The sequence below is a fragment of the Rhodanobacter sp. K2T2 genome (assembly GCF_013408815.1).
GTDB lineage: Bacteria > Pseudomonadota > Gammaproteobacteria > Xanthomonadales > Rhodanobacteraceae > Rhodanobacter.
Genome location: NZ_JACCCA010000002.1, coordinates 287,521 through 308,270 on the forward strand (window position 1 = coordinate 287,521; position 20,750 = coordinate 308,270).

17 protein-coding genes and 2 tRNA genes are annotated in these 20,750 nt (G+C 62.3%); 2 read left to right on the plus strand and 17 right to left on the minus strand.

The window, feature by feature from the left end; translation table 11 throughout:
* Positions 1-6: 6 nt before the first annotated feature.
* From HDE78_RS04740 to uvrB, 5 genes are all read right to left on the minus strand, one after another.
* Positions 7-399, minus strand: a complete 393-nt coding sequence (locus HDE78_RS04740; RefSeq protein ID WP_345776028.1) for an ArsC/Spx/MgsR family protein — start codon at positions 397-399, stop codon at positions 7-9.
* Positions 392-742, minus strand: a complete 351-nt coding sequence (locus HDE78_RS04745) for a Spx/MgsR family RNA polymerase-binding regulatory protein (RefSeq protein ID WP_179477371.1) — start codon at positions 740-742, stop codon at positions 392-394. Before HDE78_RS04745 ends, HDE78_RS04740 begins: the two co-directional genes overlap by 8 nt.
* Positions 739-1,566, minus strand: a complete 828-nt coding sequence (gene dapD / locus HDE78_RS04750; protein ID WP_179477372.1) for a 2,3,4,5-tetrahydropyridine-2,6-dicarboxylate N-succinyltransferase — start codon at positions 1,564-1,566, stop codon at positions 739-741. The genes HDE78_RS04745 and dapD overlap by 4 nt, the downstream gene beginning before the upstream one ends.
* A 324-nt stretch (positions 1,567-1,890) precedes the next feature.
* Positions 1,891-1,965 (minus strand) — tRNA-Val (locus tag HDE78_RS04755).
* Positions 1,966-2,068: 103 nt separating this feature from the next.
* Positions 2,069-4,090, minus strand: coding sequence for an excinuclease ABC subunit UvrB (gene uvrB / locus HDE78_RS04760; protein ID WP_179477373.1), 2,022 nt, complete (start codon positions 4,088-4,090; stop codon positions 2,069-2,071).
* Between the two features lie 152 nt (positions 4,091-4,242).
* On the opposite strand from uvrB, the gene HDE78_RS04765 reads away from it, so the two are divergent.
* Complete coding sequence (locus HDE78_RS04765) at positions 4,243-4,830, plus strand: GspH/FimT family pseudopilin (RefSeq protein ID WP_255457628.1); 588 nt, start codon at positions 4,243-4,245, stop codon at positions 4,828-4,830.
* Between the two features lie 94 nt (positions 4,831-4,924).
* Here HDE78_RS04765 and HDE78_RS04770 read toward each other — a convergent pair whose 3' ends face one another.
* The 10 genes from HDE78_RS04770 to grxD form a co-directional block, all read right to left on the minus strand.
* Positions 4,925-6,229, minus strand: a complete 1,305-nt coding sequence (locus HDE78_RS04770; protein WP_179477374.1) for a cytochrome c — start codon at positions 6,227-6,229, stop codon at positions 4,925-4,927.
* On the minus strand, positions 6,226-8,499 hold the full coding sequence (locus tag HDE78_RS04775) for a molybdopterin cofactor-binding domain-containing protein (RefSeq protein ID WP_179477375.1): 2,274 nt from the start codon (positions 8,497-8,499) through the stop codon (positions 6,226-6,228). The genes HDE78_RS04770 and HDE78_RS04775 overlap by 4 nt, the downstream gene beginning before the upstream one ends.
* On the minus strand, positions 8,496-9,011 hold the full coding sequence (locus HDE78_RS04780) for a (2Fe-2S)-binding protein (protein ID WP_179477376.1): 516 nt from the start codon (positions 9,009-9,011) through the stop codon (positions 8,496-8,498). Before HDE78_RS04780 ends, HDE78_RS04775 begins: the two co-directional genes overlap by 4 nt.
* 764 nt (positions 9,012-9,775) lie before the next feature.
* Positions 9,776-9,852, minus strand: a tRNA-Asn gene (locus HDE78_RS04785).
* A 68-nt stretch (positions 9,853-9,920) separates the two neighbouring features.
* On the minus strand, positions 9,921-11,321 hold the full coding sequence (gene ppnN, locus HDE78_RS04790; RefSeq protein WP_179477377.1) for a nucleotide 5'-monophosphate nucleosidase PpnN: 1,401 nt from the start codon (positions 11,319-11,321) through the stop codon (positions 9,921-9,923).
* Positions 11,322-11,489: 168 nt separating this feature from the next.
* Complete coding sequence (locus HDE78_RS04795; RefSeq protein WP_179477378.1) at positions 11,490-14,036, minus strand: TonB-dependent receptor; 2,547 nt, start codon at positions 14,034-14,036, stop codon at positions 11,490-11,492.
* Between the two features lie 659 nt (positions 14,037-14,695).
* A complete protein-coding gene (locus HDE78_RS04800) occupies positions 14,696-16,408 on the minus strand; it encodes a GNAT family N-acyltransferase (RefSeq protein ID WP_179477379.1) in 1,713 nt (570 codons plus the stop codon).
* A gap of 93 nt (positions 16,409-16,501) precedes the next feature.
* Positions 16,502-17,101: a YhgN family NAAT transporter gene (locus HDE78_RS04805; protein WP_179477380.1), complete on the minus strand. Its 600-nt coding sequence runs from the start codon at positions 17,099-17,101 to the stop codon at positions 16,502-16,504.
* A gap of 79 nt (positions 17,102-17,180) precedes the next feature.
* On the minus strand, positions 17,181-17,948 hold the full coding sequence (locus tag HDE78_RS04810) for an SDR family NAD(P)-dependent oxidoreductase (protein ID WP_179477381.1): 768 nt from the start codon (positions 17,946-17,948) through the stop codon (positions 17,181-17,183).
* Positions 17,948-18,271, minus strand: coding sequence for a Grx4 family monothiol glutaredoxin (gene grxD / locus HDE78_RS04815; protein ID WP_179477382.1), 324 nt, complete (start codon positions 18,269-18,271; stop codon positions 17,948-17,950). The genes HDE78_RS04810 and grxD overlap by 1 nt, the downstream gene beginning before the upstream one ends.
* Before the next feature lie 113 nt (positions 18,272-18,384).
* Between grxD and HDE78_RS04820 the strand changes: the two genes are divergently transcribed.
* A complete protein-coding gene (locus tag HDE78_RS04820; protein WP_179477383.1) occupies positions 18,385-18,963 on the plus strand; it encodes a Fe-Mn family superoxide dismutase in 579 nt (192 codons plus the stop codon).
* A gap of 78 nt (positions 18,964-19,041) precedes the next feature.
* On the opposite strand, the gene HDE78_RS04825 is transcribed toward HDE78_RS04820, so the two are convergent.
* Together HDE78_RS04825 and purE are read right to left on the minus strand one after the other, a co-directional pair.
* On the minus strand, positions 19,042-20,196 hold the full coding sequence (locus HDE78_RS04825; protein ID WP_179477384.1) for a 5-(carboxyamino)imidazole ribonucleotide synthase: 1,155 nt from the start codon (positions 20,194-20,196) through the stop codon (positions 19,042-19,044).
* The gene (gene purE / locus HDE78_RS04830; RefSeq protein ID WP_179477385.1) at positions 20,193-20,696 is read right to left on the minus strand and encodes a 5-(carboxyamino)imidazole ribonucleotide mutase; all 504 of its coding nucleotides are present in this window, start codon (positions 20,694-20,696) and stop codon (positions 20,193-20,195) included. The genes HDE78_RS04825 and purE overlap by 4 nt, the downstream gene beginning before the upstream one ends.
* Positions 20,697-20,750 lie beyond the last annotated feature (54 nt).

Sequence of the window (20,750 nt, forward strand, 5' to 3'; positions counted from 1 at the left end):
CACAGGTCAGTGTTTCGCTTTGCCCTTGCCGAGCAGGCGCTCGTAGGTGCCGCCGGTAAAACCGACCGCGACGCGCCCGTCGGGGGCTACCGTGATCGGCTGACGCAGAATTTCGGGGTGCTCGCGAATCAGCAGCGTCCACTCCGGATCGCTGCCCGGGTTGCGCCGCTGCGGCAGCAGGCCTTTCCAGCCGATTCCGCTGCGATCGACCAACGCATCCCAGCCGCCGAGCGACGCCGCCCACGCTTTGAGCACGTCCGGCTCGGGCCGCGTGCGCCGCAAATCGACGAAGCGATAATCCGGCCCGAAGCGATCGAGCCAATGGCGCGCCTTGCCGCAGATGTCGGTGCCGTCGAGCCCATAAACGGCGACCACGGCATCGGCGGTCGCTTCAGCCACCGAACAGCTCCTTGAACTTTTTCTCGCTGAAGCCGGCGCTGACGCTGTCGCCCTTCACCACCACCGGGCGCTTGACCAGGGCAGGATAATCTTTGATCAGCTTCAGCCAGTCGGCGTCGGTACTGGCCGATTTCTGCGTGTCGGTGAGATCGCGCCAGGTGTAGCTGGCCCGGTTGACCAGCTTTTCCCAAGTCAGCTCCTTCGCCCACTGCTTCAACGAAGCCGGCGCGATGGGATGCTCGCGGTAGTCGGTAAAGCTGTATTTGACCTTGTGCTGATCCAGCCACGCGCGGGCCTTGTCGCAGGTGCTGCACTTTTCCAGGCCATAGAGTTCGACGCTCATTCGACGCTCCTCAAGAGTTCGTTGATACCGGTCTTGCTGCGGGTCTTTTCATCGACCTGCTTGACGATGATCGCGGCATACAGGCTGTGGCTGCCGTCTTTGGCGGGCAGGCTGCCGGCCACCACGACGCTGCCGGCGGGCACGCGGCCGTAGCTTACTTCGCCGGTGGCGCGATGGTAGATGCGGGTGGACTGGCCGAGAAACACGCCCATGCCGATCACGCTACCCTTCTCCACCACCACGCCTTCGACCACTTCGGAGCGCGCGCCGATAAAGCAGTTGTCCTCGATGATGGTCGGATTGGCCTGCAGCGGCTCGAGCACGCCGCCGATACCGACGCCGCCGGACAGGTGCACGTGCGCGCCGATCTGTGCGCAGGAGCCGACCGTGGCCCAGGTATCGACCATGCTTCCGGCACCGACGTAGGCGCCGATATTGACGTAGCTGGGCATCAGCACCGCGTCTTTGGCGATATGTGCGCCACGACGCACCAGCGCCCCGGGCACCACGCGCGCGCCGAGATTTTGCAGCTCGCTGTCATTGCCCTGCATGAAACGCAACGGCACCTTGTCGAAAGCCATCGCCGCACCGCCGTCGACCACGACGTTGTCGTTCAAACGAAAATACAGCAGCACGGCTTTCTTGATCCACTGGTTGACGATCCAGCCGCCCTTGCCGTCCGGCTCGGCCACCCGACGCTCGCCGGATTCGAGCAAGTCGATCACCTGGCCGACAGCCGGGCGCAGATGGGTTTCGATTTCGGTCGAGCCAAGTTCGTTGCGACGCTCGAACGCGTCGTTGATCAGTATTTCTATCGATTGCATGGACTCAATTCACCCGCGACAGGAGGAGTGCCGACGAAGAACGCGGTCGTCATCGGCAGTCCCTCAAGAGTACACGCACCACCGGAGGCCTCGGCAAGCCTCCGCTCGCTCCCTGGATCGAGCCGACCGTCATGGCGCTGACGCTACGAAGCTGCACTCCTCGCAAAAGACCCTGCGCGGCGCTGGCCTGAAGAGCGATATACCGGGAGTGAGCAAGCAGGGTAATCGCCCCGTCATTGGGGCACTTAATACGGCCCAGGCCGGAAGCCGTCAAACAAAAAAGGCGTCGACTCTGCCGAGCCGGCGCCGTTTTTCTTTGCGAATTGGTGGGCGGTACAAGGATCGAACTTGTGACCCCTTCCATGTCAAGGAAGTGCTCTACCGCTGAGCTAACCGCCCGTCATCACCGCGGCACGTGCGGGTGAGCTGCGTATTGTACGGTAGTAGAGCACGCCCCACAATATGCTCGCCGCGTACCGGCAACCGGTATGGCGCCTCAAGCTCAGCGCAAGGTCTTCTCCCGCAGCTGATGAATCTGGTCACGCAGCTGGGCGGCGGATTCAAATTCCAGGTTCTGCGCATGCTTGTACATCTGCGCCTCCAGCTTCTTGAGCAGCGCCGAGGCCTGCGACGCGCTGATCGCGGAATAATCGGCCGCCGGTTCCGCGACGGCCTTGGCACGAGTGGCCGACTTGCTGCCGCGACGCCCGGCCGGCTCGCTGCGCGCGCCTTCCATGATGTCGGCGATGCGCCGCACGATGGTGGTGGGCGTGATGCCCTGCTGCTCGTTCCACGCCATCTGCTTTTCGCGGCGGCGCGCGGTTTCGTCGATCGCCGCCTGCATCGAACGGGTGATCGTGTCGCCGTACAGGATCGCCTTGCCACGCACGTTGCGCGCCGCGCGGCCGATAGTCTGGATCAGCGAACCGGTCGAGCGCAAAAAGCCTTCCTTGTCCGCATCGAGGATCGCGACCAGCGATACCTCCGGCATATCCAGACCCTCGCGCAGCAGGTTGATGCCGACCAGCACGTCGAACTCGCCCAGGCGCAGATCGCGGATGATCTCGCTGCGCTCGACCGTCTCGATGTCCGAATGCAGATAGCGCACGCGTACCTCGTGTTCGCTGAGGTATTCCGTGAGGTTTTCCGCCATGCGCTTGGTCAGCGTGGTGACCAGCACACGATCGCCGAGCGCGACGCGCTTGTGCACTTCGCCCAGCAGATCGTCGACCTGGGTCCGCACCGGCCGCACTTCCACTTCGGGATCGACCAGCCCGGTCGGACGCACCAGCAACTCGACCACCGCATCGCCCGACTTTTCGAGCTCGTACGAACGCGGCGTGGCAGAGACGTAGATCGCGCGCGGCACGCGCTGCTCCCACTCCTCGAAGCGTAGTGGGCGATTGTCCATCGCCGACGGCATACGGAAACCGAACTCGACAAGGGTTTCCTTGCGCGAACGGTCGCCCTTGAACATGGCGCCGATCTGCGGCACGGAGACGTGCGACTCGTCCACCACCAGCAGACCATCGGCAGGCAGGTAATCGAACAGCGTCGGCGGCGGCTCGCCCGGCGCGCGCCGGGTCAGATGGCGCGAGTAGTTTTCGATGCCCTGGCAGTAGCCGACCTCGGTCATCATCTCGATGTCGAAACGCGTGCGCTGATCCAGCCGCTGCGCTTCGACCAGCTTGTTGTCCCTGTAGAGCTGTTCCAGCCGATCCTTCAACTCGAGCTTGATCGTCTCGATCGCGTTGAGCACGCTTTCGCGCGTGCTGGCGTAGTGCGTGCGCGGATAGACCGTATAGCGCTGCACCTTGCGAATGACTTCGCCGGTCAGCGGATCGAACAGCGCCATGTTTTCCACTTCGCCGTCGAACAGCTCGATGCGCAGCGCCTCGGTTTCCGATTCGGCCGGAAACACGTCGATGCTTTCACCACGCACGCGATACGTGCCACGGCGCAGCTCCATTTCGTTGCGCGTGTACTGCAGTTCGGTCAGCTGATGAATCAGCTTGCGCTGATCGATGCGCTCGCCCTTGGCCAGAATCAATCGAAGCGACAGATAGTCGGCCGGATTGCCGAGCCCGTAGATGGCCGACACGGTCGCCACGATGATCGAATCCCGGCGCGACAGCAGCGCCTTGGTGGCCGACAGCCGCATCTGCTCGATATGCTCGTTGATCGAGGCGTCCTTCTCGATGAAGGTATCCGACGCCACCACGTAGGCTTCCGGCTGGTAGTAGTCGTAATAGCTGACGAAGTACTCCACCGCGTTGTTCGGAAAGAACTCCTTGAACTCCCCGTAGAGCTGCGCCGCCAGCGTCTTGTTCGGCGCCATGACGATGGTCGGCTTCTGCACACGCTCGATGACGTTGGCGATGGTGTAGGTCTTGCCCGAGCCGGTGACGCCCAGCAGCGTCTGCGCCGCGAGGCCTGCCTCGAAGCCTTCACTGAGCAGCTGGATGGCCTGCGGCTGATCGCCGGCGGGTTGGTAAGGAGAAACGAGCTGGAAGCGGTCAGTCATGGATTACACATAGGGGTTCAAAGCGGCATTTTAAATTGGCTGTGCTGACACCGGCTGTCAGCAGACACTCACGGCGACAGCATCCAATGGCCGCTTGGCGCCATTTGGCTCGCCGATAGCATGGCTGACTCCGGCAACGCAGGAGCTGTGCCATGAAAAGCCGCCATCATTTCGAGGCTCGAAAGCAACGGATTGGCCCGGCGCAGCATCGGCGGCAGTACGGTGCCAGCCTGATCGAGCAGATCATGGTGCTTGTCATTATCGCGTCACTGGCCGGCATGGCCACGCCGCCGCTGCGCAAGATGTTGACGCATAGCCAGATTCAGACCGCCCAGTCCGACTTTATGTCGGCGCTTCAGACCGCGCGTGAAACCGCCGTTACCAGCGGCAAGCAGACGCTGTTCTGCCCGACTATTGATCGCACGCACTGCAGTGAGGCGGTGCGCTGGGATACCGGCTGGCTGCTGGCGAGCGATGCCGACCAGGACAACCAGCCCGATAGTGCGCCGATATATACAGGCTCCGGCTACGCCGGTAAATTGGCGATAGTGAGCAGCAACGGACGGCGCTTCGTGCGCTTTCATCCCGACGGTAGCGCCAGTGGAAGCAATCTCACCCTGCTGTTTTGCAGCCCGTCGAATAACGACAATGTCTTGGCCGTGGTGATCGCCAATTCCGGCCGCGTGCGTGGTGCCTCGGCGACCTCCGATCAGGCTGCAGGCTGCGCCCAGGCGCGCTGACTCGCTGTTGCCAAAGCGCCAACAAAAAGCCGGCAATCTCGCCGGCTTTTTGTTGGATAGAGAGGTTCGCTGCACCTCTCGCGCAGTCAACGCGTCAAAGCTTGCGCCGATCGGCGACATCCTTCGGCGTGACCGTTCCTTTCTTGTCACCGAAATGCGCCACCACGTAATTGGCGAGCGCGGCCACTTCGGTATCGGAATATGCGCTGCCAAAGGCGGGCATATACACATCGTTCTGCCCGATGCGCATCTTGACGCCCTGCAGAATCACCTGGGTCACGTTGGCACCGCTGACGTCATTCACGCCGCGCGTACCGAGCAACGATGCATACGGCGTTTGCTGCCCCCTGCCGTTCCACTGATGGCAGCTGGCGCAGGCGCTTTCGAACAGCTTGAGGCCTTGCTGGTTGGCACCATCCGTATCGGCAAGCGGCGCTGCGTCTGACGACTTCGCTGCGGGGGCCGCGTTGTGATCGATGTCGATCGGATCAGTACCGTCACGGGCCGGCACACTGCGCAGATAGGTAACCAGCGCGGCAGTATCTTCCGGTTTCAGATACTGCAGGCTGTGCGCCACTGCTTCGCCCATCGGACCGGCAGCGGAGCCGCGGCCGTCGGCATGTCCGGTCGACAGATAGCTGGCGATATCGCTGTCGCTCCACGCCCCGATGCCATGCGCTGTGTCCGAGGTGATGTTGTAGGCACGCCAGCCTTGTAGCGAATAGCCGGCCAATTCATTGCTATGTTCCAGGCCAAAACCGAGGTTGCGCGGCGTGTGGCACTCGGCGCAGTGGCCGAGCGCCGTGGCGAGATACGCGCCGCTATTCCACTGCGGCGACTTCGATGCATCGGCGACGAAACGATGGCTCTTGAAGAACGCCGCGTTCCAGAAGCCCATCGCCCAACGCTGGTTGAACGGAAAGCCCAGATCGTTCGGCGTCGCCGCCTGCGCCACTTTCGGCAGGCTGAAGAGATAGGCCTTGATAGCCAACACGTCGCTGCGGCTCAGCTGCGTGTACGAGGTGTACGGGAATGCCGGGTACAGCTTTTGCCCATCCTTGCGCACGCCTTCACGTACCGCCCGGACAAACTCGTCATCGCTCCAGCTGCCGATACCGGTCGCCTCGTCGGCCGTGATATTGGTCGAGTAAATCGTGCCGAACGGCAGCTTGAATGCCACGCCGCCGGCAAACGGTCGGCCGGTTTCAGGCACGGTGTGGCAGGCAATGCAGTCGGCCGCCTTGGTCAGATACTCACCGCGGGCGAGAACGGCAGCGCTGGCCGGCGCGCCGACGATGGCGGGCGCCTGCCCGTCCGAACTATCGGTGCGGTTGAGCGCCACATAAGCAACGGCGCCGATAACCAGCAGCAACACTATGATGGAGAGAAAGCGCTTCATGCGACGCCCTCCCCGTTGGCGTTGTCGGCAGAAACCACCGACTTCAGCGCATCGGCATCCTGCACCAGCAGCGAGCGATCCACCGGCAACTGGTAGAGACGCACGCCGGTGGCGGCAAAGATCGCGTTGGCCAGCGCCGGTGCGGCAATTGCCGTACCGACCTCGCCCAAGCCGCCAGGCGACTCGAAATTTTCGATGCGGTGCACCTCGACCGACGGCGCCTCGTTGATGCGCATATTGCGATAGTCGTTGAAGTTGCCCTGTTCGACAGCGCCGTTCTTGATCGTGATGCTGCTCCACATCGCAGCGCTGAGGCCGAACAGCAGACCACCCTGCACCTGCGCCTCGATCGAGCTGACGTTGACGCCGATGCCGCAGTCGAGCGCGACCACCGCGCGGCGCAGCCGAACCTCGCCCTGCGGCGTGACTTCGGCTTCGACTACGGCACAGACCCGGCTGCCGAACGGCTCGCCCAGCGCAATGCCTCGCCCCACGCGTGCCGGCAGCGGCGTGCCCCAGCCGCTTTTTTCCGCCGCCAGGTCGAGCAAGGCCAGCGTGCGCGGATTCTTTTGCAGCATGGCGCGACGAAAGGCGACCGGGTCTTTGTCCGCACGATGCGCCAGTTCGTCCATGAAGCTTTCGACGGTAAACAGATTGTGCGTGGGTCCCACGCCGCGCCACCAGCCGACAATCAGACCCGGCGGCATGTCGTGGCGGATCCACTCGACCTTCATGCCGGGGATTTCGTAAGGCATTTCGGCCAGCGACTCGACCGCGTCGCTGTCCAGCCCGTTCTTGCCCATCGCCATCGGTGCCCAGCGCCCCAGCACGGTGCCGCCGCTGGTTCGCGCGCCGAACCAGACCGGCAGGCCATCCGCATCGACGACCGCGGAAAAGCGGTCGTGATACATCGGCCGCACGCGATCGTGGCGAATATCCTCCTCGCGCGACCACACCACCTTCAGCGGATAGCCGACCTGCTTGGCGAAGGCCACGGCCTGCTCGACCTGGTCGGTTTCCAGACGTCGACCAAAGCCGCCGCCGAGGTACTGGTTGTGCAGCAACACCTTGTCTTCGGACAGCCCGGTGATCTTCGCCGCCGCCGTTACGCAACGCGTCGGCACCTGCGTGCCGGTCCAGATCTCGCATTGGTCGGCCGTCACCGAGACCGTCGCGTTGAGCGGCTCCATGGTGGCGTGGGCCAGCATCGGCAGTTGGTATACCGCATCGACCGCAGTGCCGCTGGCCGGACGTTTGCCGACTTCCTTGGCCACGATCGATGCACCGTTGAGCGCGCTCTCGGCCAGCGCATCGCGCAACTGCTGGGTAGTGAGGTTGGCGTTGACACCGCGATCCCACTCGATATCCAGCGCCTCCAGCCCCTGCTTCGCGGCCCAATAATGATCGCCGACCACCGCCACCGCGTCGCCGATGCGAATGACGTCCACCACGCCCGGCATCGCGCGCGCGGCCTTGTCGTCGACGGAAACGAGCCTGCCGGCAAACGTGGGGCTGGTCTTCACCGCGGCGATCTTCATGCCCGGCACTTTCACGTCCAGGCCGAACTGAGTAGCGCCGGTGATCTTGTCGGGCGAGTCGACGCGTCGTAGCGGCTTGCCGATCAGCACGAAATCTTTGGGATCTTTCAGCGGCGGAATCTTGTCCGGCATCGGTAGCTTGCCCGCCGGCGTCGCCAGTGCGCCGAAGCCGAGGCTGCGACCGCTTGGCACGTGATGCACAACGGCGCGTTCGACCGTGCACGTCGACGGATCGACCTTCCACTGCGCCGCCGCCGCCGTCACCAGCTGTACCCGCGCCACCGCGCCTGCTTCGCGCAGCACCTGCCATCCGCTGCGCGTGCTGGTGGAGCCGCCGGTGATCTGCCCGCCCAGCGCCGGCATGCCGTAAAGCTCCTCGCTGGCCGGCGAGTGCTCGACCTTGATCTGATCCAGGCCGACGCCAAGCTCTTCGGCCAGCAGCATGCTGAAACCGGTATAAATGCCCTGCCCCATTTCCACGCTGGGCATGACCAGACGAATCGAGCCGTCGGTATCGATACGCACGAAGGCGTTCGGCGCAAACGGCGGGTTGCCGTCAGCGAGTGCGGCCGCAGCATCCCCAGGCTGGCGGCGGGCGCTGACCATGGCCGAGGCGGCACCCGTGCTACCCAGCCACAAAAAGGCGACCGCGAGGCCACCGGACTGGATCGCGCGGCGCCGGCCTAAATCGATCGCTTCGCTTGCCTCGGAGGGGCTGTTCTTGATCTTCATGGCGTAGCCTCCGCCGCCGGTGCGGCAGGCGAGGTGACTGTCGTCTGCAGAATCTCCAGCTTGCCCGTCGCCGCCTGCTTGATCGCCGCGCGAATACGCACATAGGTTCCGCAGCGGCAGATATTTCCCGACATGGCCGCATCGATATCGGCATCGGTGGGATTGGGCGTGCGGGCCAGTAGCGCCGTTGCCGACATGATCTGGCCGGACTGGCAATAGCCGCACTGCACGACATCTACGTCCAGCCAAGCCTGCTGAATCTTCTGACCGCTCGGCGTTTGTCCCACCGTCTCGATCGTCGTCACCGCCTTGTTGCCGATCGACCCGACCGGCAACACGCACGACCGTACGGCCTGACCGTCCAGATGCACGGTGCACGCGCCGCACTGCGCAATACCGCAGCCGAACTTGGTGCCCATGAGGCCGATGACGTCGCGCAGCACCCACAGCAGCGGCATGTCGGGCGGAACATCGACGGAATGCGATTCACCATTCACTTGCAAGGAAAGCATCGATGTCTCCCGGTTGACGATAAAGCGGAGAAATAACGCGCGACGACGAATCGTGCCGATAAGCAAAAGATCGGGCTATTCGGCGTTATCCAAAGACAACCAACGTGGATTCACCGGCGCCAAAACCATACTCAGCATACTAGCGATAATCGTGCGAAAAACCGCGCATGAGAAACGCTCGCAATAAACAAAATCGGCGCTACACGCATGCCGCCGAAAATGATCGACGGGAAGCTTTGACAGTGGGCTTTTCTATAAACAGCGCTTTATTGAACAAGCTCTGATGCGAGACACTTCGACGACAGATACGCTCGCGCGATAGCGTCGTTTTGAGTTACGAACGTCTACAAAAACTCGTGAAGCGCGACAATGCGAAGCCGCCAATATCGCAGACGCACGGTAGGTTGCAAACTGTTTATTCGCGGACACTGACAACGGCACTCGGACGAATAAAAAACAGCCACGATTGGTGCATGCCGCATGCCGCACGATCCAGCCAGTGATTAAGCAAACTGCGTGCTGAGTTTTATTCAAATCCTACATCGTTGAACCGTGACCAGCAGGACTGGAAAAAGCCGTCGACATGGACTTATCCGGTTAGACGGAATGCTCGGATCGAAAACTACGGCCGACGTCCACCGCCGACATGTTGCCGAGCCGGCCAATCTTGCATAGGCACGTCGATCCGACTGAACTTGCACGGACATTGCGTGCTACGCAACCAAAGAAAAAGGCCCTGCATTGCTGCAGAGCCTTGGTTTTCTTGGCGCCCGAAGCTGGACTCGAACCAGCGACCCCCTGATTAACAGTCAAGTGCTCTAACCAGCTGAGCTATTCGGGCGTGAGCTGCGTAGTTTGTAGATCGTGCGGCGAGCTGTCAAGCCGTGGCGACGGATTCGGCCCAGATTTTCAGGCCGTTCGTACCCGATAGCAGGGCACGTAAGCCGCGCCGCCGGGCAGCTTCATGCGGTGCTGCTCGACGAATGCCTGCAGCAATTTGTCCAGCGCGCGCATGATGTCGGCGTCGCCGTCGATATCGAAGGGGCCAAAGCGCTCGATGGCCTTGACGCCTTCTTCCTTGACGTTGCCCGCAACAATGCCGGAAAACGCGCGGCGCAGGTCCGCCGCCAGCTCGTGCCGCGGGCGATCGCGGTGGATCTGCAGCGCCCGCATGGCCTCGTGAGTGGGTCGGAACGGCGTCTGGAACGCGAACGGAATCTGCAGCGCCCAGTTGAAGAAGAACGCGTCCTTGGTATCCAGCCGATGCTTGCGCACCTTGTCGATGCCCTTGACCATCGCGCGCGCCACGGCGGGCGGATCGTTCACGATGATCTGGTAGTGCTGCGCCACCTCGTCGCCCAGCGCCAGTCGCAGAAAACGATCGATCTGCTCGAAATAGGCGGCCGACTGGCTCGGGCCGGTGAAGATCAGCGGGAACGGCACACCGGCGTTGTCCGGATGCAGCAGGATGCCGAGCAGATAAAGAATCTCCTCTGCCGTGCCGACGCCACCGGGAAACACGATGATGCCGTGGCCCATGCGCACAAAGGCTTCGAGGCGCTTCTCGATATCCGGCATGATCACCAGATGATTGACGATCGGGTTCGGCGATTCGGCCGCGATGATGCCGGGCTCGGTGATGCCGATATAGCGATTCTGCCGGCGGCGCTGTTTGGCATGCCCGATCGTGGCGCCCTTCATCGGCCCCTTCATCGCACCGGGACCGCAGCCGGTGCAGATATCCAGGCTGCGCAGACCCAGTTGATAGCCTACCGACTTGGTGTAGTCGTACTCCTCGCGTGAAATCGAGTGGCCGCCCCAGCACACCACCAGGCTGGGATCGATGTGCGGCTTGAGAATCCGCGCGTTGCGCAGGATCTCGAACACGCCCTGAGTCAACCCGGCGGCGCTATTCAGATCGACGCCGGTCTGCTCCAGCTGGGTCGAGACGTAGACGATGTCGCGCACTACCGCGACCAGCAGTTCGTTAATGCCGCGAATGATCTGGCCATCCACGAATGACTGCGCCGGCGCGTTGGTCAGCTCGATCTTGATGCCGCGGTCCTGCTGCAACACCTGGATATCGAAATCCGGATACTGCTCCAGAATCGCTCGCGGATCGTCGCTGATGCTGCCGGAGGTGAGCACCGCCAGCGCACACCGACGCAGCAGCGCATGCAGGCCTGAGTCGCTGGCACCGCGCAGGCGCGCCACTTCGTTACGGGAAAGAATATCCAGGCCACCCACGGGCGAAATGCGCGCGCTGACGGTGGCGGATTTCCCCTGCGACAGCCTATTTGCATCGTTCATGTAAATCATTCTCCTTGCAGCGGCAGTAGCGTGCGCCACTTTCAAAACAAAATTGACCGCACAGCTTCGTCCGCTTGTGCAACTAGGTCAAGCGTGCACAAAAAAACCGGCGCCCGAAGACGCCGGCCTTGTTTCATGCCACTCGATCAAGCGTAATTACGCTTTCGATCAGAAGAACGAGGCGCCGAAGGTCACCATCACAGTACGGCCTTCCAGCAGCGAGTAGTAAGGCGCCGTGGGATACAGCGTCGTCCCGTTCACGTCCTTGATGTTGTTGGGATTGGACGCGAGAAAGGCCGTAATGTTGTTGGCGTTGGTCAGCGCCTGACGATCCGCCAAGTTGTAAAGATTCAGCTTGATATACGGCTTGTTGAACCACGAGGAAAAACTGCTGAAGCGCCAGCCTGCACTCAGATTGAGCGTGGTGTAGCCGCCGACTTTTTCCGTGTTGGACCAGTCGCCATAGATGGAGCTGCGGTATTTGGCATCGAGACTCGCCCAGAACGGTCCATTGTCGTAGCCCAGGCGTACATAGCCGATATTTCGCGGCGTATTCAAGAAGGTCTTGCCGTCCGTGTTGTAGATGCCGTCACCCAGTTTGCTTGGCGCGATACCTGGACCTGGGTTGATGGTGTCGGTATTGAGGTTCGTTTCCAAAGTCGATTTGGTGTAACCGTAAGAGCCGTAAAGAGTCCATTCGGGCGTGATTTTGTAGCTGGCTTCCGTGTTCAGGCCGCGCATGTGCACTTTCGGTATCGATATGTAGACCGACTGGAACGTGTTCTCGTCGAAGCCGCTGACCTGCTTGTTGTTGAGATTGGACGCATAGGCATCGACGCTCGCCGAGAACGTGTCGTCGTAATAGCGCCAGCCCAGATCGGCCGTGGTCGCGGTTTCCGGCTTGTTGTTGACGACGTTTTCCGCTGGAACGCACTTGGGACAATTGGCGTTGAGGTACGCAATGGTTGCTCCGTTCTGCAGAACAGCCCCGTTGATCGGTGCACGGAATGTTCGGCCGATGCCGAAGTAGAACTGGTTCTGCTCGTTCAACTGAAATTTGGTGCCCGCTGTCGGGCTCCATTCGTTATAGGTCTGGCTGCTCTGATCGACGCCATACCCTGCATAACCGCTGCGTACCGAGCCAGGATACTGGTAATCGAAACCGCTACGCTTTTCGGACAGAAACGACGCGCCCGCGGTGAACGTCCAGAAATCGTTGGGCGTCCAGGTATCCGTGGCAAACGCCTTGCGGGTTTCCGTGACCGTGTACTCGTTGTATGCCTTTTGCACTGCACCGTTGGGATAACGGATCAAGTCCGACAGACCCTGGATGTCCGAGGGCACGCCGGTCACCGGGTTCACCGGCGTATAGGCCTGACTCTGCTCCTGGCGCGGACGCTCGTACCAGAAACCGTATTCGAGGCTGTTGTTCTGACCAAAGTCCTGATTGAACTTGACCGTGACGCCAGGGCGCATGGTGTAGGTGTTGCTGATGGAATACGCCAAGGCCTTGGCGTTCTTGCCGCCGACAACGCCATTGCCGTTCAGATCCTGATTGCTGTATTGGTACCAATTAAGCGGCTGGGTCGATTCGGTGAAAATGCCCGCGCCGCCGCCGCCGCCGTTGCCGTACCAGAAGTAAGGCACCACGGATAGGCGAAGGTCGTCAGTCAGCTTGAACTCGCCATCGAGGCTGACCATGGCGCTGGTGAACGGGTTGGTATGCAGCTTGTAATAGCAGGCCGCGTTGTTCTGCGGAGAATTGCCTGAACAAAACGTCGTGCTGGTCGAACCGAGATTTGCCGCATTGAAGACGCTGGCGTAACCCTGGTTGTAGCCGCCGGAGGCAATCTGACCTTTGGTCAGGCTTTCATAGGTGGTGTTGGATTCACGGTTGTACTGAAACGATGCGGCGATCGAGTTGTTGTCGTCGATCGTCCAGATCGATTTGCCATCCACCTTGTTCACGTTTTGCGTACCCGCCCCGCGCCACAGATCGGCCTTGTTATTGGAGTAGGACAGCCACGAGCGCACCGAACCGATGTCGCCCGTGTTGAAGCGAACGAAAGTACGCTCATAGCTATTGCTGCCGAAAGTCTGACTCACGTCCACGCCGGGTTTATGCGATGGGTCGATCGTCGCCCAAGCGACCGATCCGCCGGCCGCACCGCTGACCGGCGTATCCACATCGGGATAGCCTTGCAGCACAGTGATGTCGCCATAGTTTTCGCTGTCGCCGTATTCGGTCGAATAGACCTTGTAGTTGCCGCTGTCGTTGGCCGGCACACCGTTGACGGTGGTGCCGATCTCATCACTGGTGAAACCGCGGATGCTGTAGTTGCCGTTGGCCAGACCGGTGTAATCGTCGGTCGAGGCATTGACACCGGGAATGCTGTCGATCATCTGCACGAACGTGGCACCCGGCGCGGCCTTGACGATGGCGTCGCGGGTAATCGTGGAAACAGCCTTCGGTGCCGTCTGCACCGACATCAAGCCACCACCGAGCGAAAGCGACTGTCCCTGTACCTGCACGGCCGACAGCTGTTGCACGCGCTTGGTGTCGTTCGACGTAGTGGTGTTGGACGTGCTGGATACGCCAGCGCGCGGAGCGGCCTGCGTGCTGGCGGCCTGGTCGGTGGCCGTCTGCGCCATGACCATGCCCGATCCCATAACACAGGCAAGCGCAATCGCGGCGGATAGGTGGCTTCGCTTCATTTGGATAGTTCCCTGTTGAGTCATGTAATGAGTTGCTGCGGGCCTGAGCTACGCATGAAGCCATGCAGGCACAGGCTGGTTCGCGAAAGCGCGTTTGAGTCTGCCAATCTGGATTTGCTTTGGCTGGCAAGCCGACGTTGTGGGGCGTCGCCAGCGATGAAGCGTTGCCCGAACAAAAAACCTGCGACCACATCCCCCGGAGTCGTCGATGCCAAAAACGCATGATTCCACGCGAATTTTACAGAGTCTTTACAAAAGTTTCATTCCAAGTGTGAACGCAATATATTGCGATCACACTTGGTGATGCACGACTCCTCCAACAGGCGCCAAACCCTTAGAAAGGCTGGCTTTCCGATTCGAAAGGGCGCGAAAGCGCTGGAAAGCCCGCACGTGCCGCATAAAAATACGATGCGAAAAATCGCTCCGGCACGATTACGCTGTCTTCGAATCGCACGCGGGTGGTGGTAACCGCAGATGGCTACGACAGATTCGCAGCGTCGGCTTAGAGCATCTCGCCGTGCCTCGCGCCGGGAGCGTTTTTTGCGCTCAGACCAAGGAAGAACGAGGGAGCGGACGTCGATCTACGACGGAGCGTGATGACGCCGGGATGCGATCAAACCGCTCCCGGCGCGAGGCACGGCGAGATCGAGAACAGGCTCTTAAGCAGCTTTGCCCAGATAACGCGCACGCTTGGCCGGCTTGAGCCGAGCCAGGTCCAGCATGACGAGACCGTCCACGCAGCCGGAAAAATCGGGATCTTCACCGAAGTCGAGAAACTGCACCCCGTCGGCATCGACCAGATCCACGTACTGGCGATACAGCACGGGTAGGCTCACGCCCAGCGCGTCCAGATGGTGCTTGAGTTTGCCCAGCCCCGCCGATGCGTCGAGCCCCTGCAAGGCCTGCCGCACGCCGTCGCTGACGTCGCTGGAAATAACGAACGGCCGACGCGCTTCGGCCAGGCCCGGCGTGCCGAAATAATGCTGATGCGCGGCCACGATCCATTCGCGCGCTTCGCGCGGCATGGACACCGACATGCTGACCGGACCGAACATGTAGCGCAGGTCCGGATGCCGCTGGAGATACAACCCGATGCCCTGCCACAGCTGGTCGAGCGCACGCGAGCGCCAGTACGCCGGCGCTACAAAGCTTCGGCCCAGTTCCAACCCTTGCGCCAGACGTGACTCGAGCGCCGGCGAGTAGCGAAACAGGCTGGCCGTATAAAGACCGGCCATGCCGCGCTCGGCGAGCAGCCTACCGCCGTGACCGAAACGGTAGGAACCGACAATACGCAGCGCCTTGGTATCCCACAGCACCAGATGCTCGTAATGCGGGTCGTAGGCATCGAGATCACGCCGCGTGCCGGTGCCCTCCCCCACCTTGCGGAAGGTAAGTTCACGCAGGCGACCGATCTCGCGCATCACCGGGCTGTCGAGCGCGCCCTTGAACAGCCATGCCTGCTTGCCATCGCCGAGATCGGCGAGTTTTTCCGACTGCATCAGCTCGGCCGCTACCTGATCGATCGGCTCCGGGTGCGCCAGAGGCACCTGGCCGCCGAAAATCAGCCCGCGATGCCGGCCCACGCGATACACGTGCCGACGCATCAGCTTGGCCGCCTGCTCGGGCGAGCCACCGCTGCGCTGGGCCAGTTCGTCGGCGCCGATCAGCGCGCCGATGCTGAAGCCGATCCGTCGGCTACCGACCGTCACCGCCTCGCGCGGCAGCATGGCGGTACTGAGCGGCTTGGCCAGCATCGACAAGCCGTAGAACATCGCCGAATTGCGTGCGGCGACGTGGACCGGCAGCACCGGCACTTTCCTGCGCATAGCCAGTCGCGCAAAGCCGTCCGACCAACGGCCGTCGCGCACGCCGTTGGCGCGCACGCGGGACACCTCGCCGGCAGGAAACACGATCAGCGCCTGACCTTCCTCCAGCGCGCGATAAATGCCACGCAGTCGCGAAGCGCTGCCTTTGCCGAACACGTCCACCGGCAGCAGCAGTTTTTTCAACGGGGGCACCACGGCCAGCCAGTCATTGCCGAGAATCCGCACGTCGCTGCGCACCGAACCGATCAGCTGCAGCATGGCCAGTGCATCCTGCATGCCCAGCGGATGGTTCGCCACGACCAGCAGGCCGCCGTCGACCGGAATGTTTTCGCGCTCGCGCGGGCTGATGTGATAGCTGGTGCCGAGCAAGTCGAGCACACGCTCGACGAAATCGAAGCCTTCGGCGTTGCCGACTTTATCCAGTACGCGGTTGAAACCGTCTTCGTCGGCCAGTCGCCCCAGCATGTCGGCGACGGGGCGGCGGATTCTGGGATGCACTGCAAGCCAGGGCAACCGCTCGGTAAGGGTCTGTTCGATGGAGAGCATGACCGTGTCCTCAGGTTTTCGCTCATCCTGAAGATCAATTGTTACAAGGACCTGTCACGCGGACGCCAAACAGAAATTACTGCGCTGTTTTGCTCACAAACTTACGTGCATGAACGAGGCGACGCCCGACATGAACATCTGCACCGACAGCGCAATCAGCAACATGCCCATCACCCGCTCCAGCGCAGTGAGCACACTCTCGCCCAACCAGCGGAACAGATAGGTGGCGCTGAGCAGAATCAGCGACGTGGCCAGCCACGCCAGCAACAGCGCAGTGACCCAGTCCGCCGTGCGGCCTGGTTGGGTGTTGGTGAGCAGCAGAAGGGCGGCCATCGCCGAGGGGCCGGCCACCCCGGGAATCGCCATCGGCACGATAAAAGGCTCGCCCTCGCCGGGCTTGCCGAAGATGCCGCCGCCGTCGGCCGGCGGAAACACCATGCGGATGCCGATCAAAAACAGCACGATGCCGCCGGCGATGCTGATCGAGTCGGGTTTGAGCTGCAGCAGCTTGAGAATGTGCTGACCGCCGAACAGGAACGCCAGCAACACGCCGAGCGCGATCAGCAGCTCGCGCACCATCACCGCACGGCGACGCTTGGGCGGTACATCCTTCAGCAAGCTCAGAAAAAACGGAATATTGCCCAGCGGGTCCATGATCAGAAACAACATGATCCCCGCCGACAGGGTGGTCATCTCCGTTTCCATAATGAATCACTCCCCTTGAGGCCATCACAGGATAGCCGTTGCCGCATCGGTCGCACCGACGGGTGTCTCAGTTGGCGCGAAGATCCAGCACCGCACCGCGTGCCTGCGCGGACTGCGCGCTCAGCAGATAGACGGCTGCGGCTGCGGTGGCATCCGGCAGCGGGCGCTGCATGATGTCCTCGCCGAAGTACGCCTGCCGCCGCAGCGCGGTGCGCATCGGCGCGGGCAGCAGCGCGTTGACGCGCAGAGGGCCGGCATCGTTTTCCTGATGCAGAATCGCCACGAAGCGTTCCAGCGCGGCTTTCGATACGCCGTAGGCGCCCCAGTGCGCGCGTGCCAGCAGATCGGGGTTGTCGAGGACGAAAACCACGGCGCTGTCGACGGCTTGATTCAGTAGGGGCATGCACGCCTGGGTCAGCGCGAACGGCGCGGAAACATTGACGTGCAAGGCGCGCAGCCAATCGTCCGGCTTGTGCATGGCGATCGGGCTGAGCCCGGCGAAACTCGCCGCGGCGTGCACGATACCGTCGAGCCGGCCGAAGTCGCGCTCCAGTCCTTCGGCTAGATTTTCGTAGTCACGCGGCGTCGCCGTCTCCATATCCAGCGGGTGGATCACCGGCTCGCTCAAACCCTCGGCGAGCATCGCGTCGTATAGCTGCTCGAGCTGACGTTTGCGTTTGCCCGTCATGACGACCGTGGCACCGGCGCGAGCGGCGGCCCGCGAAACCGCCGCGCCTAGTCCACCGTAGGCGCCCGTCACCAGCATCACGCGATCGCGCAAGGTGTCGGCGGCCGGCATCCAGTCGGCCGGCAATCGGGAAACCGGCAGCGACATTAATTCGCTATCCCGGCGACATCGTTCGCCATGCGCGCCAGCTCACCGGCGGCGTTCAGGTCTTCGACGATATCGCAGCCGCCGATCAGCTCGCCCTGTATGAACAACTGCGGGAACGTCGGCCAGTTGGCGAAGTGCGGCAGGCCGGAGCGCAGCTGAGGGTCGGCCAGGATATTCACCGCATGGAAATCGGCGCCTGCATCGGTGAGTGCTTTCGCCGCACGGCTGGAGAAGCCGCACATGGGAAACTGCGGCGTGCCTTTCATGAAAAGCACGATGGGATGCTCGGCGAGAATGGCGCGAATTCGCTCGTTGATATCCATAGGTGACGTTTCATCTTTACAATGCAGGCAGATCGGTATTGTATCAGTCACCCGATGGCCGCTGCCCGCTGGGCCGGCCAAACCTCCCCCAGCCACCGCTAAGGAGCCACACCATGGCGATCGAATTGCCCCCGCTTCCGTACGAAAAGAACGCGCTGGAGCCGAATATCTCGGCCGAAACGCTGGAATACCACTACGGCAAGCACCACCAGGCGTACGTCACCAACCTCAACAAGTTGATCGAAGGCACCGAGTTCGCCGATGCGAAGCTCGAAGACATCATCAAGAAATCCTCCGGTGGCGTGTTCAACAATGCCGCCCAGATCTGGAACCACACGTTCTATTGGAACTCGATGAGCCCCAAGGGCGGCGGTGCGCCGACCGGCAAGCTTGCCGACGCGATCGACAAGGCGTTCGGCTCGTTCGACAAATTCAAGGAAGAGTTCAGCAAGTCTGCCGCCGGCAACTTCGGCTCCGGCTGGACCTGGCTGGTGCAGCGCCCTGACGGTTCGCTCGGCATCGTCAATACCTCGAACGCCGCCACGCCGATCACCGGCAGCGACAAGCCGCTGTTCACCACCGATGTGTGGGAGCATGCGTACTACATCGATTACCGCAATGCCCGCCCGAAGTATGTGGAAGCATTCTGGAATCTGGTGAACTGGGAATTTGCGGCCAGCAACCTGGCCTGATCACCCGCAGCAGCACACAAGTAGAAACGGAGCCCATGCGACTCCGTTTCTACTTGTGTGCGTTGTGAAGAACAGGGCTCAGCGAAGCGCTTTCACCACCGGACCCGCCTGCTCGCCGCGGTCGAGTGCATCGGCCAGTTCCGTCAATCGTGTAGCCAGCTCTTTTGCATCCGGCGCACACAGTGTGGCGTGCCCAACCTTGCGTCCCGGCCGTGCCTGCTTGCCGTAGTCGTGCCAGTGCCCGTCGATGGCGCGCAAAACGGGCGCTGCATCAGGCAGATCGCCGATCCAATTGAACATCGTCGATACGCCACGCGCACCGGTATCGCCCAGCGGCAGACCGAGCACGGCGCGCACATGGTTCTCGAACTGGCTGGTATGCGCGCCCTCGATGGTCCAGTGACCGGAGTTGTGCACCCGCGGCGCCATTTCGTTGCCGAGAAGCTCACCGTCTTTGACAAACAGCTCGAGCGCAAACACGCCGACGTAGTCCAGCCGCTCGGCCAGCGTTTTTGCCAGCGCCGTGGCGCGCTGCTGCAGCTCGCTGATCGTCGGGGCCGGCGCCAGACTCATCGACAGCACACCGTCGACATGCCAGTTCTGCGTCAGCGGCCAGATGCGGAAATCGCCGTCTCTCCCGCGTACGGCAATCACCGACAGCTCGCGCTCGAACGGCACGAACGCTTCCAGAATCAATCCAAGCGTAGCCGCCTGCTCACCCAGTGCAGCCCATGCCGCATCGGCGTCGTCGACGGTTTTGAGTCGGAACTGGCCCTTGCCGTCGTAGCCGAGCCGACGCGTCTTGAGGATGGCCGGCGCGCCGATGGTCGTCAGCGCCCGAGCGAGATCCTCGCGGGTGTCGACGGCCATGAACTCGGGCGTCGGCAGGCCGCATTCGCGAAACAGGGTCTTCTCGGCCAGGCGATCCTGCGCGATCGCCAACGCCTGCGGCGAGGGATGCACGGCCACTCGCTCGACCAGCCTGCGCGCGGTTTCGGCCGGCACGTTTTCGAAATCGAAAGTGACCGCGTCGACTTGACCCGCAAACGCCTCCAGCGCGGCGTAGTCGGTCCATTCGGCGACCACCAGCGGCGCGACCTGTCCCGCACAGGCATCGCTGGCGCCATCGACCGCCAAAGTCTTGATGCCAAGCGGCGCCGCGGCGATAGCCAACATGCGCGCCAGCTGGCCGCCGCCCAGCACGCCGAGCACCGGTTGCTTACGATCGCTCATTGACGCGGGTCCGGCTGATCGAGCACGGCCTGCGTCTGCCTGGCGCGCCAGGCGTCGAGCGCCGTCGCGAGTTCGGCATCGTGCAGAGCCAGCATGGAAACGGCCAGCAGGCCCGCATTGACCGCACCAGCGCGGCCAATCGCCAGGGTCCCCACCGGAATGCCGGCCGGCATCTGCGCAATCGACAGCAGGGAGTCCATGCCGCTGAGCGCCTTGGACTGCACCGGCACGCCCAGCACCGGCAGCCGCGTCTTGGCCGCCAGCATGCCCGGCAGATGCGCCGCGCCGCCGGCACCGGCAATGATGACGTGCAGACCTCGGCCAACGGCTTCTTCGGCATAGCGAAACAACAGATCCGGCGTGCGATGCGCCGAGACCACGCGCACCTCGTGCGGCACGCCCAGTTCTTCCAGCACGCCTACCGCGTGCTGCATGGTTTCCCAGTCCGAGCGCGAGCCCATCACCACGCCGACGCGCAGCGGATTGGTTGTCGATGTCATGGCCGAGCCGTCCAAAAACGGTTATCGTACTTGCTTTCTCCAGCTACGGCATAC

What these genes read in the sequence shown, in the direction of transcription:
- HDE78_RS04745 (WP_179477371.1), bottom strand. Translation starts at nt 742, where the DNA reads ATGAGCGTCGAACTCTATGGCCTGGAAAAGTGCAGCACCTGCGACAAG.
- dapD (WP_179477372.1), bottom strand. Translation starts at nt 1,566, where the DNA reads ATGCAATCGATAGAAATACTGATCAACGACGCGTTCGAGCGTCGCAAC.
- uvrB (WP_179477373.1), bottom strand. Translation starts at nt 4,090, where the DNA reads ATGACTGACCGCTTCCAGCTCGTTTCTCCTTACCAACCCGCCGGCGAT.
- HDE78_RS04765 (WP_255457628.1), top strand. Translation starts at nt 4,243, where the DNA reads ATGAAAAGCCGCCATCATTTCGAGGCTCGAAAGCAACGGATTGGCCCG.
- HDE78_RS04770 (WP_179477374.1), bottom strand. Translation starts at nt 6,229, where the DNA reads ATGAAGCGCTTTCTCTCCATCATAGTGTTGCTGCTGGTTATCGGCGCC.
- HDE78_RS04775 (WP_179477375.1), bottom strand. Translation starts at nt 8,499, where the DNA reads ATGAAGATCAAGAACAGCCCCTCCGAGGCAAGCGAAGCGATCGATTTA.
- HDE78_RS04780 (WP_179477376.1), bottom strand. Translation starts at nt 9,011, where the DNA reads ATGCTTTCCTTGCAAGTGAATGGTGAATCGCATTCCGTCGATGTTCCG.
- ppnN (WP_179477377.1), bottom strand. Translation starts at nt 11,321, where the DNA reads ATGAACGATGCAAATAGGCTGTCGCAGGGGAAATCCGCCACCGTCAGC.
- HDE78_RS04795 (WP_179477378.1), bottom strand. Translation starts at nt 14,036, where the DNA reads ATGAAGCGAAGCCACCTATCCGCCGCGATTGCGCTTGCCTGTGTTATG.
- HDE78_RS04800 (WP_179477379.1), bottom strand. Translation starts at nt 16,408, where the DNA reads ATGCTCTCCATCGAACAGACCCTTACCGAGCGGTTGCCCTGGCTTGCA.
- HDE78_RS04805 (WP_179477380.1), bottom strand. Translation starts at nt 17,101, where the DNA reads ATGACCACCCTGTCGGCGGGGATCATGTTGTTTCTGATCATGGACCCG.
- HDE78_RS04810 (WP_179477381.1), bottom strand. Translation starts at nt 17,948, where the DNA reads ATGTCGCTGCCGGTTTCCCGATTGCCGGCCGACTGGATGCCGGCCGCC.
- grxD (WP_179477382.1), bottom strand. Translation starts at nt 18,271, where the DNA reads ATGGATATCAACGAGCGAATTCGCGCCATTCTCGCCGAGCATCCCATC.
- HDE78_RS04820 (WP_179477383.1), top strand. Translation starts at nt 18,385, where the DNA reads ATGGCGATCGAATTGCCCCCGCTTCCGTACGAAAAGAACGCGCTGGAG.
- HDE78_RS04825 (WP_179477384.1), bottom strand. Translation starts at nt 20,196, where the DNA reads ATGAGCGATCGTAAGCAACCGGTGCTCGGCGTGCTGGGCGGCGGCCAG.
- purE (WP_179477385.1), bottom strand. Translation starts at nt 20,696, where the DNA reads ATGACATCGACAACCAATCCGCTGCGCGTCGGCGTGGTGATGGGCTCG.